At 61.2% G+C, this 2,126-nt stretch carries 1 protein-coding gene; it reads right to left on the bottom strand.

The genetic code is table 11. The features are described from left to right. Positions 1 to 331: 331 nt before the first annotated feature. Entirely contained in the window at positions 332 to 1,627 is a 1,296-nt protein-coding gene (locus WCA53_RS14490) for an IS1182 family transposase (protein WP_423911385.1), read from the bottom strand. Positions 1,628 to 2,126: the final 499 nt, after the last annotated feature.

A 2,126-nucleotide genomic window follows, 5' to 3' on the forward strand; every position in this document is an offset into this window, starting at 1 on the left:
GTCTTGCCCGTGCTCCCACTCTGTCCGGCCATAGTCGGTGCCGCGCGAAATAGGACCCGGGTGGCCGCGGCCGCGATCCTCGATCCACAATGCCGATTGGTCGGTCGTCTCCTGGCTAATCGAGGCGAGTGATGCCGGGGCGTGCGACGCGGGGCTGCAATGAGGCCGTGACTTTTTTGCCGCGTTGTGAATTCCCGTCGTTAGACTGTCTCAGCGTCGGTTCAGGCGTCCGGGACTCAATCACGGCCAAGCATACTGACTTGTTCTCAAACGACCGCTCCATGACAACAAAAAGGTCTTCCTATATTGACCCCTTTGCGCAGGATCGCGCTCAAACAGCGGTTTTCGCCGGCGCCGAGCGCAGTCTCTCCATCACAGTGAGATTGTGAGTAATTGCAAACAGCAATGCGATGATACGACAGCGCGGTTGACCGCGTACGGGCATGTGCTGGAGGCCGCGGTTGCGACACTGCGCGTTGACCAACTCCGCCGTCTGGGCCCGCAGCCCATAGATCAATTTCGCCGCCTCGGTCCCCATTCGGCTCCGCCACGCGGCGGTCGCATCGCTGTCCCACTTCTTGCGGGCATGGGGATCTGTTCCGGCCGCTCGTTGCTTCTCCTCGTCTTTGACCGGCGCGTACACGGTACAGCCACGCTCAGTGGCCTGATCGATTGTCTCGGTCGTCGTGAAGCCGCCATCGACAAGTGCTTCAGCCGGCACCCGTTCATATCGCTCTTCCAACTGATCGAGCATGGGCGGCAGTTGCGCGCCATCGTTCCCGGCATTGGTCACCTCCACACCCACGATCACGCCGCTTTCGGTGTCGGTCGCGTATTGAACGTTATATCCTGGCCGGCATCCTCCATCGGCAAACTTCATGATCCGCGCCTGGGGATCGGTCGTCGAAGCTCGTGCTTCATTCACCTTGCGGCGGCTTTGCTTCGCCGTGGCTTCGCGCTGCTTCTGCAGTTCTTCGCACTCGCGCATCGCTTCTTCGATTCGCTGCTGTCGAAGACGGGCGGCTCGCTCCCGCGCCGCACGTTGGCGTCGCGTAAGTTCTGCTCCATCCTCCTCGGCCAATTTCTTGAGCGTCTCGACCTGTTCCCGCGCCGCTTCCAGAAACTCCTCCAGCCGACCGCGGCGACGGAACGAACCGTTACCGGCGCTGGCACGCACCTTCATCCCGTCCTGAGCGACTCGGTCCATTTTCACCAATTCGGCTTCCAGCAAGGTGGCAACGATCTGCGTTAGCAACTCGTCCCACTTCTCACCCCCTTGAGATCGAAAGTCGGACAACATGTGATAGTTGACGCTCACCCCGCCGCAGAGCCACTGGTACGGCAGACACTCCGCACACAGCCGGGCGAGTTCGCGAGCGCTGCCAATTCCCTTCAAGGTCGCAAAGACCCACAACGCGACCAGCAACCGGGGGTCGGTGGCGTCGCGGCCCACGTGTCTCTCGATCGCCTTGATTTCACTGAGCCAAGACTTCAGGTCGAGCGTGCAGACGGCCGCCCAGACGATCCGCGCCGGATGGTCGGCTTCGAGCAAATCCTCGAGTGATTCCCAGCGCATCTCAATCTGATCGCGGATGGGAATCCGCAGTCGCGGCTTGCCCGCCGCCATCGACTGGGCAGCTTGGGCGGGAGACGGTGGTTCGGGCAGGTCGTCTGGGCTAAAGAGGGGAAGCGTCATGGCGCTTTTCCTGCAACGCGTGGTCAGTCCAACGGCGAGAAAGCCTCATTAATGCGTGGTATCATAGCGTGATCACTAGGTAAAATCAAGGGGAGCTCAAAAAAATCACAGCCTCATTGCGCGCCGGTCTATTCCCGGCGAGCGAAGACGTGCGTAGCCTCAACCCCTTTATAGCGAAACGGTTCGGACCTAGCGGCAATGCCTGGGCTCGGCAGGTACCCCCATTGCGAAGCCAGGTGTTCGAGTTCGGACGCCGTCACGCACCCAGGTACGAAAAGACGTGCATCACGACGCGATCAGTCACGCATGCGTGTTGCTCCGCGATGCGTGTCTTTCCATCGTGTGGATTTCCTCGACGCCCGGGAGGCTCGCCGTCCTTTTCCGCGGCGGGCGGTACCGAGAACCGCAACCGGACGGACCACCCCGAGGT

The organism is Caballeronia sp., from assembly GCF_049581465.1.
Taxonomy (GTDB): domain Bacteria; phylum Pseudomonadota; class Gammaproteobacteria; order Burkholderiales; family Burkholderiaceae; genus Caballeronia.

What these genes read in the sequence shown, in the direction of transcription:
- WCA53_RS14490 (WP_423911385.1), bottom strand. Translation starts at nt 1,627, where the DNA reads ATGGCGGCGGGCAAGCCGCGACTGCGGATTCCCATCCGCGATCAGATT.